Annotated in this window: 14 protein-coding genes and 1 pseudogene; 4 read left to right on the forward strand and 11 right to left on the reverse strand. The window is 36.4% G+C overall.

The window, feature by feature from the left end:
- Nucleotides 1–227 precede the first annotated feature (227 nt).
- The 5 genes from QH639_RS10335 to QH639_RS10355 all read right to left on the reverse strand — a co-directional run bounded on the left by QH639_RS10335 (nt 228) and on the right by QH639_RS10355 (nt 3,635).
- Nucleotides 228–1,217, reverse strand: a complete 990-nt coding sequence (locus QH639_RS10335; RefSeq protein WP_131520536.1) for a zinc-dependent alcohol dehydrogenase family protein — start codon at nt 1,215–1,217, stop codon at nt 228–230.
- An 18-nt stretch (nt 1,218–1,235) separates the two neighbouring features.
- Entirely contained in the window at nt 1,236–1,646 is a 411-nt protein-coding gene (locus QH639_RS10340) for a GNAT family N-acetyltransferase (protein ID WP_036076278.1), read from the reverse strand.
- 69 nt (nt 1,647–1,715) lie between these two features.
- A complete protein-coding gene (locus QH639_RS10345; RefSeq protein ID WP_281116028.1) occupies nt 1,716–2,399 on the reverse strand; it encodes a VOC family protein in 684 nt (227 codons plus the stop codon).
- Between the two features lie 86 nt (nt 2,400–2,485).
- Complete coding sequence (locus QH639_RS10350) at nt 2,486–2,824, reverse strand: cupin domain-containing protein (RefSeq protein WP_131520534.1); 339 nt, start codon at nt 2,822–2,824, stop codon at nt 2,486–2,488.
- 58 nt (nt 2,825–2,882) lie between these two features.
- On the reverse strand, nt 2,883–3,635 hold the full coding sequence (locus tag QH639_RS10355) for an SMI1/KNR4 family protein (RefSeq protein ID WP_131520533.1): 753 nt from the start codon (nt 3,633–3,635) through the stop codon (nt 2,883–2,885).
- A gap of 149 nt (nt 3,636–3,784) precedes the next feature.
- On the opposite strand from QH639_RS10355, the gene QH639_RS10360 reads away from it, so the two are divergent.
- From QH639_RS10360 to QH639_RS10370, 3 genes are all read left to right on the forward strand, one after another.
- Complete coding sequence (locus QH639_RS10360; RefSeq protein WP_131520532.1) at nt 3,785–4,120, forward strand: hypothetical protein; 336 nt, start codon at nt 3,785–3,787, stop codon at nt 4,118–4,120.
- 13 nt (nt 4,121–4,133) lie between these two features.
- The gene (locus QH639_RS10365) at nt 4,134–4,679 is read left to right on the forward strand and encodes a GNAT family N-acetyltransferase (RefSeq protein WP_131520531.1); all 546 of its coding nucleotides are present in this window, start codon (nt 4,134–4,136) and stop codon (nt 4,677–4,679) included.
- Between the two features lie 355 nt (nt 4,680–5,034).
- Complete coding sequence (locus tag QH639_RS10370; RefSeq protein ID WP_004226973.1) at nt 5,035–5,169, forward strand: hypothetical protein; 135 nt, start codon at nt 5,035–5,037, stop codon at nt 5,167–5,169.
- A 131-nt stretch (nt 5,170–5,300) separates the two neighbouring features.
- Here QH639_RS10370 and QH639_RS10375 read toward each other — a convergent pair whose 3' ends face one another.
- The 4 genes and pseudogenes from QH639_RS10375 to lepA all read right to left on the reverse strand — a co-directional run bounded on the left by QH639_RS10375 (nt 5,301) and on the right by lepA (nt 9,699).
- Complete coding sequence (locus QH639_RS10375; RefSeq protein ID WP_281116029.1) at nt 5,301–6,164, reverse strand: GH25 family lysozyme; 864 nt, start codon at nt 6,162–6,164, stop codon at nt 5,301–5,303.
- A 215-nt stretch (nt 6,165–6,379) separates the two neighbouring features.
- Nucleotides 6,380–6,556: pseudogene (locus QH639_RS10380) on the reverse strand (tautomerase family protein); the annotation flags it as partial.
- Nucleotides 6,557–6,738: 182 nt separating this feature from the next.
- Complete coding sequence (locus QH639_RS10385; RefSeq protein ID WP_131520529.1) at nt 6,739–7,080, reverse strand: DUF2834 domain-containing protein; 342 nt, start codon at nt 7,078–7,080, stop codon at nt 6,739–6,741.
- Between the two features lie 792 nt (nt 7,081–7,872).
- Nucleotides 7,873–9,699 carry a translation elongation factor 4 gene (lepA, locus tag QH639_RS10390; protein WP_004226914.1) on the reverse strand — a complete coding sequence of 609 codons (1,827 nt, stop codon included), beginning with the start codon at nt 9,697–9,699 and terminating at the stop codon, nt 7,873–7,875.
- A gap of 225 nt (nt 9,700–9,924) precedes the next feature.
- On the opposite strand from lepA, the gene QH639_RS10395 reads away from it, so the two are divergent.
- On the forward strand, nt 9,925–10,428 hold the full coding sequence (locus QH639_RS10395; RefSeq protein WP_281116030.1) for a DUF3221 domain-containing protein: 504 nt from the start codon (nt 9,925–9,927) through the stop codon (nt 10,426–10,428).
- 119 nt (nt 10,429–10,547) lie between these two features.
- Here the strand turns inward: QH639_RS10395 and QH639_RS10400 are convergent, their stop codons facing one another.
- On the reverse strand, nt 10,548–12,443 hold the full coding sequence (locus tag QH639_RS10400; RefSeq protein ID WP_237898276.1) for an acyltransferase family protein: 1,896 nt from the start codon (nt 12,441–12,443) through the stop codon (nt 10,548–10,550).
- A 580-nt stretch (nt 12,444–13,023) separates the two neighbouring features.
- Complete coding sequence (gene spoIIP, locus QH639_RS10405; RefSeq protein WP_225340378.1) at nt 13,024–13,878, reverse strand: stage II sporulation protein P; 855 nt, start codon at nt 13,876–13,878, stop codon at nt 13,024–13,026.
- Between the last annotated feature and the right edge of the window lie 8 nt (nt 13,879–13,886).

Genomic DNA, 13,886 nt, shown 5'->3' on the forward strand with positions numbered 1-13,886 from the left:
TACCTCTTTATTACCTCAAATTACTAATTTAGTTAGTTTTAAAGATATGTTACTACTATTGCTAGTGAATTCTTTAATCTGGGCGGAGGCTCACTTCTTTTGAGCGACTTGCTCACTTTTTGGAGCAGGACAATGTATGAACTATTTTCTCCAGAGCTAAAAACACTCATGTCCCTATAAAAAAACATACTACACGTAGTAGCTCAACTACGACGGTAGTATGTTATTTAATCAACATTCGTTAAAAATACTTTTCCTTTTTTAGTTCCCTCAACAGCATCGATTGCCTTATGGATATCCAATAATGGATAATGAGCATGTACATTCATCATTTTTAAGGAGCCATCCTGTACAAGGTATATAAGCTGTTGCATCGTTTGTTGCCATTTTTCAATTGACGTCTGACGTTGCCAATGGCGTAAATGAAACATCCTCGCTTGTACCTTTGCTTCCTTCACAATGTTTGTCCAATTTACCTGAATACCCGATAAAAGGCCAATAGCTAAAAAAATACCCTCGGGCTTTACGCAGAAGGCAAGCTGATTGCCAGCCTCTCCACCAATCGAATCAATTGCTGCATCTGCTCCCTTACCATCTGTTAATGCCATAACGGTTTCGTAAAGTGGCATTTGAGAGGTATCAATGACAAATGCTGCCCCAAGTTGCAGTAATTCTTCAGTATGCTGATTATTTCGTGTCACTGCAATAAGTCGATAGCCTAGCAATTTCGCAAGTTGAGCATAAAGATGTCCAATGGCAGAACCACAAGCATTTACTAATAAGACATCGTTTGCTTGTAAATTAAGTACCTCTGAGCATGTTACGAAGGCTGTAATTGGATTAATATACATTTGTGCTGCTGTAAAATCATCCATCGTGTCAGGAATAGTCACTGCAAAATCTGCTTGCGTTTTCACTACTTCCTGCCAAGTTCCCTCCCCCCTTAACGGTAATACGCGCTGTCCAATAATCTTTGGTGAAACAAGCGGTCCAACAGCTTCTATTATTCCTACTCCCTCATAGCCAGGGATAGTTGGTAAAGTGATTCTATGAGCATATTTCCCCCATATTGGGATTAAATCTGAGGGATTAATCGGTCTGGCTAGCATGCGAACAAGAATTTCTTGACCTTGAGGAGGCTCGATTGTTTTATTCTCTAGCCTTACAACCTCTTGCGGATTTCCAAATTCATAAATTTTTAGGCATTTTGCTTTCAACGATTCTAGCTCCTTTATTCATTCCGTATAAAACAACATCATACCAGGAGCATCTATTTCACGTTCCTTAAAGCCAAGCTTCTGGTAGAAAGGTTGTTTACCTTTGGCACAAAATAATTGAACCCATTTTATATTTTCTTTCTGACATTGCTCTAAAAGAGCATCCATCACCATTGTGCCAACTCCTTTTCTTTGATAATCAGGGTGCACCATCACATCACAGATAAATGTTTGATAGATACCATCAGAGATAATACGTCCATAGCCAATTAGATTGCCTTCATCATATATAGATGTACTGAACCAGCTATTACAAATAGCCTTGTATAATTGTTCATACGTATACTGCCCTTTTGCATTCCAGCCAGTTGTTTGGTGCAATGCTTTATACGAGTCTATCGTCGGATTTGTTTCTTTGATTATATACATATAACACCCTCCTTATTTTGAATAAATATACAAATATATATATATTTAATCAACAATAAGTTTATGATGTTAAAGTTGCAGAAGCGTTAATTGACCTTCTTCATCCATATTTAATTGTAAAGCTTCGTCTATTTCAATACTAATTGGACTGATAACTGCTTTCTTATCAGAAAAATACCACAGACGTCCACTCGGTCCTAATAGGATATTGGCTCCGTCTTCATAGTTTCCTAGAAAATTAAGGCCATCCAGTTGAATTTCCTTGTTTGCTATAGGGTTTATAGCATATTTCTTTAATTTTTCAGCAATTGTTTGAATGTCATCTGACGTTAAATTGATTTCTCCAATATGTAACACTTGCTCTACAGAAAAATTAACTTCAGCATGTTTTGGATTTATTTCCTGTCTTGAAATAAGCTCCACTATATTGCCTTCTGGATCGTAGAAATAGCATGCATATGCTTTTAAAAACTCAAAATAGACTTCATCCTGCCCCTCTGAATCCAGCAAGCCTACATGCTCTTCTGCCCAAATCTTTGCCTGTTGAAATAAGTTACTAGGAATATTTAATGCAAAATGATACTGCTTTGGCATTTTAGAAGACAACTTTTCAAATGTCATCCTGCTTTCCCCCATGGCTATTGTAAAATAGTCAGCTGTTCTTTCTAACAAAGTAAAGCCTAACAAATCAACATAAAACTGCTCCATTTTTTGCATATCATAGGCATATAATTTTACCTTCGTAATCTTCATCTTTAAGCACCCCTTTACCCTCCCTACTATACAAGCAGCTGATAAGAATGGCTTCATGCAAAAGAATGAAGTTTACTTTCGTGTAGTTAAAGCCGCTCTCGGTCTCCCCTGCTATTTGGCTGCGATATCACGAGGAATTCTACATCTTCTTGTGAATCGTTTCGCATTTGATGTGGTACATGTGGAGGTACTTCAATTCCGTCATGCTGCTTTAACTCAATTCTTTGATCATTCAGTTCTATTGTAGCTGTGCCTGAAAGAACAAAGAAAAACTGCTGTGCATGATGGTGATAGTGATTTACCTCAGCTGTTTGAGCAGGCATTCGCTCATGTATCACACTAAGCTCCTTATTTTGAACAAGATGCCAGCCATCACACTGTGCACCCCATTGATAGTGTTGTGCTAATGCTTTGTTAATTTTCATCCTTACACCTCCTTTCCTGCTTTAGAGGAGGGATATCCATCATTCTTGTTAATTTCCCTCATTCAATAAATTCAGCTAGGCTAATTTTCCTTTTTTGAAAATCTGCACGGATAGCCTGTAACTCGGCTTCTAACTTTAAGGCACCTGCTTCAACTCCCCTATAAATTACTAGCGGGGGCTGTTCTAAAGCCCTTCTCGCTTGTGAATAATCATAAGATAATAATTTTTTTAGCAACAATAATGTCTTTAGTTTATCTTTTCCGTCCCCAGTAATAGTTAGTTCATAGTACGCTACAGAACTTTCTTCAGGCAACATGTCTTCTAAACCAGGTGGAATCAGTACACTTTCAAGGAACAAAATTAAATTGTCATAAGCCATGGAAAAATGCCAACTGCCTGTCCCATGAAGAGCGGTAAAAACAGCCGTATCACCTCTTGATAGATCCAGACAATAGGGATCGCCTTCATCTGTGGCAATGACTAAATAATCATGTGGCCAATCCTCAATCATCTCATCTGTCACCGGATTATAATTATAGCCCTCCTGCCCACGTATTAAATCTCTTGCGCCATAGATATTTAGATTAATATAATCACCTGTAGCCCATGTAACCCTTTCCACAACATAATGTCTCAAAAAATAAACATACTCTGCTGGCAATGACCACCCACCATCCACAAATTGGCTAATATCCTCTTCTGATTGATGATAAAAAACCATGGGATAGGCTGACTCCCGCTCCTGAAGTTCATCAATAAAATCATGCATTTGCTGTAATACTGCATCGAGTTTCTTTTCTGAATCTTTCAATGGAATTCTCTCCTTTTGATGACCAAGTGTCTTTCTTGCATTTTAACATACCCCATCATTAACCAAATAAGGGGAACATGTTATAATCATTAAAATAGACTGGTAGTATGCATAACGTGAACAAAAATAACGGATGGGAGCGATCTGTCATGCAACATACGAATGAACAGATAATACAGCAAGCCAACACGGAATTTTTGAAAGCACTTCGCTATTTAGATTATGGCAAGGTAAAACAAGGGGAAGCATGTCTCAAACAAGCCACCCATTTGGCAAATCTGCTGAATGACCATATCACATTTATTCGTGCTGCCATTTGTTATGGAGAGTTGCTATGGCACGCTGAAAAATATGATGCCTCCGATCATTGGTTACAGCTGGCACTTGATCGATTGACCGCAGTACAGCAAGATATAAATGACTTACTAGATGTGGATGTGCATCGAGCTCGATCCCTACTAAACCACCAACGACATCCATTATAAGGAGCAAGCAATCATGAAATTACTTATTAGACGTCCAGAACAGTCGGACATCCAGGCGTTACACGAATTCTTTGATCTTGTCATTCGGGATACTTATAAAAAAGAAGGGATTGCCGAGCTAGTGGACGATCAACAGGATGAATGGGAAACGAAAAAACAGTATGTAGCAATGGACTTAGAAAGCCAGGGCAAAAAAAGATTTTTCTGGTTAGCTTTAAATGAAGAAACCCATGACATAATAGGTACTATCGAATGCGGTGAAGCCAACGAAATCATTCAACAAACGATCAAAGAAGAACTATTCAATTGTCTAGAAATCGGCACCCTTTTTGTTCATCCTGACTATCAAAATCGTGGGATCGGCACCATACTACTACAGAAAATGCTCCTAACGTTAGAAAATCGAAGGGTTCCTAGTTTTTGTTTAGATAGTGGATATAAACAAGCGCAAATGATCTGGCAGAAGAAATTTGGACAGCCTGATTTTATCCTTGAAAACTATTGGGGAGCAAATAGTCACCATATGATATGGAAACGAACACTACCATTTCGAATATAGAAGTAAAAAATGCTCTATCCGATTACACAAGAACTTTATGTAAAAAACAAATCTTTAGTCAATAACATGCTTTATGCATACAATATAAAACACTTTCCAAAAGATTTACAGGGTCGTTATTAGGAGATACACACAAGCTTCGTGGTTTAGGGTATGACAAATTACAATGAATATTCAGTATGATTTCCACTTAGCTTTCAAGTGTTACCATCTGATGAAAATATCCTAATAACAATTTACGGGACTCTCGATATGTGGGATAAGACTCTAAAAAAGACTTTAGATCAGTATGATGATTGGTAAGCAATAAAGAGATTATAAATGCTAATACTTATTATGTTTGGAGGGGAATGAAATGTTAAAATTCATTGATGATTTAGCTGGTGCGGTTTTCGATGTTTTTATGTTGTTTTGTTATTTCTTTGCAGGCGTAATAATTGTAGGAGTCCCCATTTTTTTATTAGCCAAGTTTTTCCTATTGTTTCACTAAATTTCAAACAGGTTGGTCCCACTATAAAAGGAATCACTATAAATAGTGATTCCTTTTATGACGAATACACTCAATATTAGGCTAAATATTTTGCTGCTAGTTCTCAGGTACTTATAGGCGAGACAATGCTATTATTTAATAAATTTATCATAGAACCGTTTGAGCATCGTTGCCATTTGTTGTCTTGTGAGTGTATCTGTAGGATTCATACACTTGCCATCGCCTCGTATAACTCCCTCTTCAATGGCCCACTCCCAATCTTCTTTATGTGCTGGTGATACCCTAGCATTTGATTTTATCCCAACTAATAACTCTTTCATTTCAGTAAGTTCCTGTTTTAGTTGTTTATTTTCTCTCTTTAATTCTTCATACTGAGACAATGCTATTTCCTTCTTCTTATCAGTATCTGTGAACCAGGATAAAGACTTAGATCCATTTAATTGGTTTAAATCTACAGTTCCTTTAATACCTGCTACAATCCCTTTGTCTGTGTACTGCCATAAGTCACAAGCAAAGTTTGGCTTTAGTCCAGGTGAGCTAGAGCCACTATAGCGAGGAATCCACAGGAAATCATAATTTTTAACGGTATCCATCAGATAAGGTTTGTAAAAATGATGGCCTGTATATAGCCCGACTTTTACAGCCTTACTTTTTAAATAATCAATAAACACCTGTGTGCCTTGTACGATATTTTGGACACTAGCACCAAAGCTTTCTTCGATATCTACAACATAAAATAGCGGATTATAGTTTTTTGCTCTGTTATAGAAGTCTTTTGCTTGTTCCAATGCCTCAGTACCATTTTTAAAGGTAACATAAATATAAACACCAAAAGGTACCTTGTACTTAATACATGCTTCTATATTTTGAACGTATTTACGGTCAATTGTGCTTGTACCATATTGTGTGCGGATGATAGCCAAATCAACATCTTTAACCGCTTCAGACCAATCAATATCTCCTTGATGATGTGAAATGTCTATGATATAACTCATACAATTTTCTCCTCCCTAAAAATAGTAAATAAATTATGAATAGCGACAAACCCATTGCTTCAAGCATTATTTAGAATCATTCATTAAATAAAGTTATGTAGATTATTTTAGTCCTTATAGGTTCTTCATTTACCGATTTTTAGTGGTCAGATAATTAATAAGACAGAGCACATTTCACATAGTCGAATTAACTCTAAAAAAATAGCGGCTTTATATCAAATATTTACTTTGTAATTAAGTGCTAATTCATCCCCAGGTAACCCTCTTATTCCCCAATTATGTTTAGGCGTTTCAAAAATTGTAATTTCAACATCTTGAGGTGAAATATTTAATTGGTTATTTATGCGTTCAAATAGTAGCTTTACTAATTGTTTTTTAGCTTGAATCGTTCTTTTCCAGCATTCGAATAGCTTCTAAGATTATCCCTCTGAAATTACTCATTTTCTCCCTCTCATTAATGGAATCTCTATCTAAATAAGGACTGTAGAATTATTTACGCTTGTTCATCTAACCTGCCCCGTTTTCCATCCATGTAACACAAAATAGATACTACACCAAAGAAAATGGAAGATTTTCACGTTCTTTCATTGGAGTTTAACAACACTTCTTTCTTTATGTATGGCTCTCTAAAAAACAAAAATAACGGTAATGCCAGCGATAAACCAACTGTAAACAAAGTTAATAGACATATCCACTTTTCTTTAATGTTATACTTTCTTGACTCATTAAACATAAAGATTATAAAAACAAAGCATGAAATAAAAAAGTCAACAGCGAAGAAGGTCGATATCGAGTTTGCAAATAATAAATCTACTAATAACCCTAAATCAAATCCGTTTTTGTTCAAGAATTGCACCAAAAAATAATACGGGAATACTGTGCCGATAATCGCAAATAACAAGTACACGTTTCTCATTTAAATTAAACTCCCCCTCTCTATGATTTTTCACAAATATTATACTTCTTAATTAATCTCTTTTAGTTTAATAATACCTCATAAATAATTAATTTAAATAAATATTTCCATATATGATAATTAATTATAGATTAACATTTAAAATTTTAATATTATAAACTATATATTCCAAGAGAATATTGTGAATTATTTCTAACACTAAGAAAAGGTGGATTGATTATGAATTCAATATATAAGCCATTAATTTTAGCGGTGGTAGTAGGGGTATATGTATATATAGCCAGTAAAAGTGATAATAATGTGATATCAAATTTTGTCATACTTTATCTTATAATTACAATAGTTTATTTATTATTCAGAAAAATTGAAGAGAAAAGAAAAAGAGTAAGGAGAAGATAACTTAATTAAAAGTAGGAGATTCGAGACTCTGTGAAAAGATTCACTGTAAATTAGCCAACTATCTGAAAAAAAAGCAGCTGATAGTAGCCAAATACCCAGTTACTCAATAAATACGAGTATCTCGGCATTATTATTAACGATGCTAACTGAAAATGGACAACCAATAAAAACAAGTCAAAAAGATTAGGACATAGCAGATCAGCAATTACTGAAGACCGCTATGTCCATTTAACACAGAAGATGGCAAGAGATGCTGCCTATATTTTTGATGCCATCGCTAAAGATTTTTAAATTGCTTGCACAATTTCAATGCGGTGGCAAATGGTGGCAATCTCCACCCACCTGATACAAGACTATTTGCTTAAATCCTTATAAACCCTGATTATATCAAACTTACTTCGAATCATCCATTTTCAGCACAGCCATGAATGCCTCTTGAGGGACTTCGACTGAGCCTACTTGTTTCATACGTTTTTTACCTTCTTTTTGTTTATCAAGAAGCTTTCGTTTACGAGAAATATCTCCCCCGTAACATTTCGCTAATACGTTTTTACGGATGGCTTTAATTGTTGAACGCGCCACGATTTTTTGTCCAACTGCTGCTTGAATTGGTACTTCAAATTGTTGGCGTGGAATTAATTCTTTTAATTTTTCTACGATGATTTTGCCTCGATCGTAGGCAAAGTCACGGTGTACGATAAAGCTTAGTGCATCGACTTGCTCACCATTTAATAAAATATCCATTTTTACTAATTTCGATGGCTGGTAACCAATAAGTTCATAGTCGAATGATGCATAGCCCTTTGTATTTGATTTTAAATAGTCAAAGAAATCATAGACAATTTCTGATAATGGCATTTCATAAATAATACTTACGCGCGACGTATCAATATAATCCATTGTCATGAAATTACCACGCTTCATTTGACAAAGTTCCATAACCGCTCCCACATAATCATTTGGTACCATGATGGTTGCTTTCACATATGGTTCCTCGACACGATCGATTTTTTGTGGGTCTGGCATAAAGGATGGATTATCAACTTTAAGCTCGGTACCATCTGTCATATGAACGTTGTAAATTACGGAAGGTGCTGTTGTAATTAAGTCGATATTAAATTCACGCTCAATACGCTCCTGAATAATTTCCATATGTAGTAATCCTAAGAATCCACAGCGGAAACCAAAACCAAGTGCTTGCGATGTCTCTGGCTCATATTGTAGAGCAGAATCATTTAACTCTAGCTTTTCTAACGCTTCACGTAAATCGTTGTACTTGGCTGTATCAATTGGATACAAACCACAGTAGACCATTGGGTTCAAACGGCGATAACCAGCTAATGGCTCAGCTGCAGGTCGATTTGCATAGGTTACAGTATCCCCTACACGTGTGTCTCCTACATTTTTGATAGATGCAGTTAAATACCCTACATCCCCCACTGTTAATTCAGCCTGTGGCACAACTTTTGGTGTATGTACCCCAACTTCAATAACTTCGAATTCCGCACCGGTTGCCATCATGCGAATTTTATCGCCAGGCTTGACAGTACCATTAATGACACGAATCGAAATGATAACACCTTTATAAGCATCGTAAACAGAGTCAAAAATTAAAGCTTGTAGTGGAGCATCTGGATCACCAGTTGGTGCAGGTACCTTCTCTACGATTTGCTCTAAAATATCCTCGATACCAATACCTGCTTTTGCAGAAGCTAAAACTGCTTCAGAGGCATCTAATCCAATAACGTCTTCTACTTCTTGACGTACACGTTCAGGGTCAGCTGCAGGTAAATCAATTTTATTGATTACAGGTAAAATTTCTAAGTCATTGTCAAGTGCTAAGTAAACATTTGCTAGTGTTTGTGCTTCAATCCCTTGTGCTGCGTCCACAACTAAAATGGCACCCTCACAAGCAGCTAAACTACGTGATACTTCATATGTGAAATCGACGTGTCCTGGTGTGTCGATTAAATGGAATGTATACACTTCGCCGTCTTTTGCTTCGTACTTTAATTGAACTGCATTTAACTTAATTGTAATGCCTCGCTCACGCTCTAAATCCATTGAGTCGAGGAGCTGTGCCTTCATCTCACGGGAAGTTAAAGATTTTGTTTGCTCTAAAATACGGTCAGCAAGCGTTGATTTCCCATGGTCAATATGTGCAATAATAGAGAAATTTCGTATATTCTCTTGTCGTTTTAAACGTGCTTCTCGGTTCATCTTTTCCACTCCTAATTAAACTATAATGAATTATACTATGAACGTTACGCAAAGTACAACAGCAACTAGACTTGAAAGCCTATAATATCAATACTTTCAGTGTTTCACATCGTTTTTAAATTTTACAGTATTAAGGATGTAAATACAGAGAAATCTGCTACGGTAGCACACGATGTGTGACAATATAGATGGAAATGCGTCTACTTGCCAAGAGGAGGGATTCGGTTGAAAAAATTCATAGTAGGATGGTTGGTGCTTCTTGTCTTAGTTGGATGTGGCACACCAAAAGACCATATAAACAATAAAGAGGCGGCAACAATTGAAGGATATGTGACAGCCACTCAAGAAAGCAGGTTCCTCGTTGTAAGCAATGAACCTGTCCCTTCAAATGATTCCAATACACAATTTGTAGATGCACTTTGGGTAACAACAACCAAAACGTTAGAGATAGGGGATTATGTCAAAGTATGGGCAGATACGATTGATGAATCTTACCCTGGTCAAACAAATACAGAGAAGATTGAGGTTTTACCCTCCACCGTAAAAAGTACGCTTTCTCCAAAAGATATCATCATCCATGTAGCCAAAAAACTTGAACACAATCCCATCATTACAAACATAAACTATGATCCTAAAAAGAAAGAATGGATACTGAACTATTTTCCTCGTACTCAAGGGACCGATCAATTAGTTAAGCTTACTATACAGGATCAACAACCAATAGAGTAAATAGGCCGAGCAAATAGTCTTAAGGTCAATTTTTTTGAAATAGTAACACTCCAAGAAAGATGTCAGATATAGAAAAAGTCAGCTACGCAGACAAAACTGTGTATACTGACTTTTTTATTTTATTTGTTTAAGGATTGTTGAATGAGCTTTGTTAAAACTTCTACCCCTTTTTTCTCTAAATGTACACCGTCAGGGGCAAAGTATTCAGGGTGATTGATGGCTGCTGCATGCCAGTCAATTAGTGTTATTCGCTCATGTTCCTGTGCTTTTTGCAGTAAAGCTTCATTCACCTTTGCTTCCCAAGATCGCGGCACACGTGTATTCACTAAATAAATATCGGCATTTGAAAAAGCTTCAAGGAGGGCATCCATTTGGTCAGTCGTAAAATAACCATTTGTCCCCAATTGTAGAATGACGGCATGATTAGGTTGATTAAAACTTGCATAATTTGGGGCAAGTTTTACAGCTTGCGAAACTTGACGGCCTATTTTTCCATCGATTGTAATAGTCGGATACATAGTATGTAAGCTCGGGGCAATATCAATCATTAAGGAATCGCCAATGGCTAGTATGCCACGATAAAACTCATCCTTTTCAGGCTCTATAATGGTGTTATTTTCTTCTTGTTTAGGTGTTTCTATCTCCTGAACATCCTCTCCTCCCTCATCCTTACTTTGAGAAGGCTTGTCAGTGGAGGCTTCAGCTTGTTTGTCCTGCTTGTTCAGATTGGCTGTAGGCTCTTCGCCATTAATTTTTATCGTTGTTGGCAGCGTTTTAGATGGGTGTTGCTGACTTTCACCCACTACACCTGTCATGCCTGTGAAAAATACAAGCAGGAAAAGAGGAACCATAACCGTTGATATTTTTCGTGGAAAAGTAAGGCTTCCCCACTTATTTTTATTACAAATCAGATATTTTTGACAATAGACTCTGAACCCTTCTTTTCGGATGGGCATCTCAATGAAGCGATAGGATAGCTCTGCAATCATCAGGATTAGTAAAAGCTGCAGGAATATTCGCCAATAGGAGGGATTACCAATTTCATGAATGGGTGTCCCTAAAACCATGACAGGATAATGCCATAGATAAATGCCGTAGGAACGAGAGCCTATCCAACATAATGGCTTCCATGCTAATATTTTTCCTAGTATGCTGACTGGATGAGAAATACATGCAATCAAAACGGCAGCATTCAAGCAAAATAAAAACATGCCTCCTCTATAAAGAAAGGATTGATATTCATCCACATACACTATGCTTACTAAAAAAATAGTAAGTGCCATGAAACTCATCGTATTTAGTTTCTTCACATGGTTCGCTGATAATTTTTGAGAAGATAGTCGTTTCATTGGCCAAACAAGTGCTAGCCAACAGCCTATTAATAATTCAAAACAACGTGTGTCCGTTCCATAATAAACACGACTAGGATCAGCGCCTGGCTGATAGAGTAATGCCATTACGAATGCTGAACAAAGGGCACCACAAAAGACGATATTTGCTAGTTTATTTTGTTTTTTAACAACAAAAAGTCCAATCATTAAGAGCAATGGCCAAATCAAGTAAAATTGTTCTTCAATAGCTAATGACCATAGGTTTTTTAAAGGTGATGGAGAACCGAAACTATCAAAATAAGAGAGTTTATGAAAAATGAACCACCAATTACTTGAATAAAAAATGGAGGACAATGCATCCCCGCGCAAAGTATGGAGAAGCTCTTTATGAAAGAGCATTGCCCAAACAAATGATGTAACAATCATAACGTAGGCAGCTGGTAGTAGCCTTCTAAATCGTCCCACCCAAAATTTCTTTAGGCTGACTGTTAATTGATTGCCCTTTAAAGGTAAGATGGTAGAGGTGATTAAATAGCCCGATAATACAAAGAAGATATCTACTCCTAAAAAGCCACCTCTAGCCCAACTGAAGTTAAAATGATAAGCAATAACTGCTAATACAGCCAATGCTCGAATCCCGTCTAGTCCAGGAATATAACGATGATTTAATGACTTGCCTGACATACTATTCCTTCCTTCAATAATCTCTCAATTTCGTTTCGGTATAATGTGTTGGTTTTTTCTAGCTGTACAATGAGAAGTCAATCTAAAAGCGCTGTCACAATCTGTAATAACCGCACACGGCTTCGGATAAATGATGTTAGGGAGTAGCGCTTTTTGAAGGTATTCCCTTCCGTATCAAGATAAAACCTGTTGTCACGTAATAGAACCTTTTGATTAATAACCATCCCCTCTCTATTATTTTTACTTATTCACTTATATGTTTGACGATTGAAATACGATAAAAGTTTGAGAGAAAAATGAAACGTTATCACTTTTTATCTTCTAAAAATTCATATGTATATTTTGCTATAGACTTAAAAAGGCATTCCAAAAATGGGATATACTTCAAAAGTATGTTTGCTTTATTTGCATATGCCTTCACTTAACGTTTTATCATGAAATTCGCGAGCCAACTTGAAAATTATAAGACAAGAATGGAGCAATGGAAAGACAATTAATGAGAATTATTTCTGGAAATTTTATTATCATACAATATTAAAAAAGTGAGCCCACAAGAGTCCCACTTTTTAATATGATTGGTCTATTTTGTTGAATCATTGACAAACGCTTTTGATATGGCCTTACCAATTACAGCAATTGTACGATTAACCTCTTCCTCAGTATTACCAATTCCACCAATCTCAATAATCATCATTTGCTTTGCTAAATCCTGATTGTATCGCCCATCAACCCCATCACCACTTTTAGAAATAACCCCTTTAGAAATTTTTGGAACGATGGCATTTAGTGTGGATGATAAACTTTCAGCATAGGCTGTATTCCAGCGGTAATTAGCATGCTCTGCCCCAACAACAATAGCGATTTTCGCATAATTTTCCCCATTATATGAGATCGTTGTAAGATCATGTTTTAATGAGTCACGATGTAAATCAACTATTAAATCATAATTATTTGTTTCTAAATGCTTACTTAAATATGGCCTCATCACATTATAAGATTCATGATAGCCTTTACCCTCTTCTTGTAATTTCTTCATAATATCTACATCAAGAACATCCGTCTTTAAACCATTTACATTAAAATGATTCACAATCTTATCCTTCAGGCTCATAATATTGACCGTTTCATGAGAAGTCGCTACCTTACCACTCACTGCTTTCACCATGGGTTCATATGCTTCATGCGTATGGGTAAATAACACTAACACTTTAAATGGGTCCGGGTCTAGGGCTTGATCTGGTTCAGGTTCTTTCGTTTGTTCCAGTACACTTTGTTCAGCTAAATTGGTAGCAGCAAACACGACTTGCTTATCTTCTGATTGTTTGATCGGAGTCGATGCTTGCTTGTTGAACGGAAGTTGCCCAGCAATGACAGGTAATACGAAAAAGAACAATAATATACCAAATGACCATTGTAGTTTTTTTAGCAAAGTCACACCCTCCT

It is taken from the genome of Lysinibacillus sp. 1 U-2021 (assembly GCF_029916965.1).
GTDB classification, from domain to species: Bacteria; Bacillota; Bacilli; order Bacillales_A; family Planococcaceae; genus Lysinibacillus; species Lysinibacillus capsici.

What these genes read in the sequence shown, in the direction of transcription:
- QH639_RS10340 (WP_036076278.1), bottom strand. Translation starts at nt 1,646, where the DNA reads ATGTATATAATCAAAGAAACAAATCCGACGATAGACTCGTATAAAGCA.
- QH639_RS10345 (WP_281116028.1), bottom strand. Translation starts at nt 2,399, where the DNA reads ATGAAGATTACGAAGGTAAAATTATATGCCTATGATATGCAAAAAATG.
- QH639_RS10350 (WP_131520534.1), bottom strand. Translation starts at nt 2,824, where the DNA reads ATGAAAATTAACAAAGCATTAGCACAACACTATCAATGGGGTGCACAG.
- QH639_RS10360 (WP_131520532.1), top strand. Translation starts at nt 3,785, where the DNA reads ATGCAACATACGAATGAACAGATAATACAGCAAGCCAACACGGAATTT.
- QH639_RS10365 (WP_131520531.1), top strand. Translation starts at nt 4,134, where the DNA reads ATGAAATTACTTATTAGACGTCCAGAACAGTCGGACATCCAGGCGTTA.
- QH639_RS10370 (WP_004226973.1), top strand. Translation starts at nt 5,035, where the DNA reads ATGTTAAAATTCATTGATGATTTAGCTGGTGCGGTTTTCGATGTTTTT.
- QH639_RS10375 (WP_281116029.1), bottom strand. Translation starts at nt 6,164, where the DNA reads ATGAGTTATATCATAGACATTTCACATCATCAAGGAGATATTGATTGG.
- QH639_RS10385 (WP_131520529.1), bottom strand. Translation starts at nt 7,080, where the DNA reads ATGAGAAACGTGTACTTGTTATTTGCGATTATCGGCACAGTATTCCCG.
- lepA (WP_004226914.1), bottom strand. Translation starts at nt 9,699, where the DNA reads ATGAACCGAGAAGCACGTTTAAAACGACAAGAGAATATACGAAATTTC.
- QH639_RS10400 (WP_237898276.1), bottom strand. Translation starts at nt 12,443, where the DNA reads ATGTCAGGCAAGTCATTAAATCATCGTTATATTCCTGGACTAGACGGG.